9 tRNA genes and 1 rRNA gene are annotated in these 1,328 nt (G+C 47.8%); all 10 read left to right on the top strand.

What is annotated here, in order from left to right:
• The first annotated feature begins 197 nt into the window (after positions 1–197).
• Positions 198–313 (top strand): 5S ribosomal RNA (gene rrf / locus C9J36_RS17030).
• Between the two features lie 8 nt (positions 314–321).
• A tRNA-Val gene (locus C9J36_RS17025) sits at positions 322–397 on the top strand.
• A gap of 8 nt (positions 398–405) precedes the next feature.
• Positions 406–481 (top strand) — tRNA-Thr (locus C9J36_RS17020).
• Between the two features lie 4 nt (positions 482–485).
• Positions 486–561: transfer RNA gene (locus tag C9J36_RS17015), tRNA-Lys, on the top strand.
• Between the two features lie 23 nt (positions 562–584).
• A tRNA-Leu gene (locus C9J36_RS17010) sits at positions 585–669 on the top strand.
• A gap of 42 nt (positions 670–711) precedes the next feature.
• Positions 712–786: transfer RNA gene (locus C9J36_RS17005), tRNA-Gly, on the top strand.
• 6 nt (positions 787–792) lie between these two features.
• Positions 793–881, top strand: a tRNA-Leu gene (locus C9J36_RS17000).
• A gap of 9 nt (positions 882–890) precedes the next feature.
• Positions 891–967 (top strand) — tRNA-Arg (locus C9J36_RS16995).
• 8 nt (positions 968–975) lie between these two features.
• A tRNA-Pro gene (locus tag C9J36_RS16990) sits at positions 976–1,052 on the top strand.
• 11 nt (positions 1,053–1,063) lie between these two features.
• Positions 1,064–1,139: transfer RNA gene (locus C9J36_RS16985), tRNA-Ala, on the top strand.
• Positions 1,140–1,328: the final 189 nt, after the last annotated feature.

The raw sequence follows: 1,328 nt of genomic DNA, 5'->3' as shown, positions 1-1,328 counted from the left end.
CGATGAGGTAGATAGGTTCGAGGTGGAAGTGTGGCGACACATGGAGCTGACGAATACTAATCGATCGAGGACTTAACCACAATTAAAACTTGTTTCAATGTTCGTTTATCCAGTTTTGAAAGAACAAGAAGAAGTGTAAAAAATACACTTGACTGTAACATCAAAAGTGTTATAATAAATCTTGTCTTTAAAAATAGTCTAGTAATGATGGCAAAGAGGTCACACCCGTTCCCATACCGAACACGGAAGTTAAGCTCTTTAGCGCCGATGGTAGTTGGGGGCTTCCCCCTGTGAGAGTAGGACATTGCTAGGCTTATATATGGAGGATTAGCTCAGCTGGGAGAGCACCTGCCTTACAAGCAGGGGGTCGGCGGTTCGAACCCGTCATCCTCCACCATTCAAAATGCCGGTGTAGCTCAGTTGGTAGAGCAACTGACTTGTAATCAGTAGGTCGTGGGTTCGACTCCTATCGCCGGCACCATTTTGAGCCATTAGCTCAGTCGGTAGAGCATCTGACTTTTAATCAGAGGGTCGAAGGTTCGAGTCCTTCATGGCTCACCATTTATAAGGAAAAATAGTCTGCTGCGGGTGTGGCGGAATTGGCAGACGCACTAGACTTAGGATCTAGCGCCGCAAGGCGTGGGGGTTCGACTCCCTTCACCCGCACCATATAATTTAATATACTGTCAGAATAAAAATTCTTTAGCACATGCGGAAGTAGTTCAGTGGTAGAACACCACCTTGCCAAGGTGGGGGTCGCGAGTTCGAACCTCGTCTTCCGCTCCAATATGTGCCGGGGTGGCGGAACTGGCAGACGCACAGGACTTAAAATCCTGCGGTAGGTGACTACCGTGCCGGTTCGATTCCGGCCCTCGGCACCATTTTAAAAAGCGCCCGTAGCTCAATTGGATAGAGCGTCTGACTACGGATCAGAAGGTTATGGGTTCGACTCCTGTCGGGCGCGCCAAAGAAATTCGGGAAGTAGCTCAGCTTGGTAGAGCACTTGGTTTGGGACCAAGGGGTCGCAGGTTCGAATCCTGTCTTCCCGACCATTATAAATTTAGGGGCCTTAGCTCAGCTGGGAGAGCGCCTGCCTTGCACGCAGGAGGTCAGCGGTTCGATCCCGCTAGGCTCCACCATGAACCTTGAAAACTGAACAAGCAAAACGTTAATGAATAAAGTTTCATTGAATAGATGAAATACAATTTTGGACATCGAATGAAGATGCCAGCAAATGTTTTAATGTATCGAAAGCGAAGCGACAGATACAAATTTGAGCTTACTCAAATTCTTTTTATGGAGAGTTTGATCCTGGCTCAGGACGAACG

Origin of the sequence: Metasolibacillus fluoroglycofenilyticus (genome assembly GCF_003049645.1) — a bacterium.
Taxonomy (GTDB): Bacteria; Bacillota; Bacilli; order Bacillales_A; family Planococcaceae; genus Metasolibacillus; species Metasolibacillus fluoroglycofenilyticus.
The sequence above is the reverse complement of the archived record's forward strand: the minus strand, read 5'-3'. Positions and strand labels throughout refer to the sequence as shown.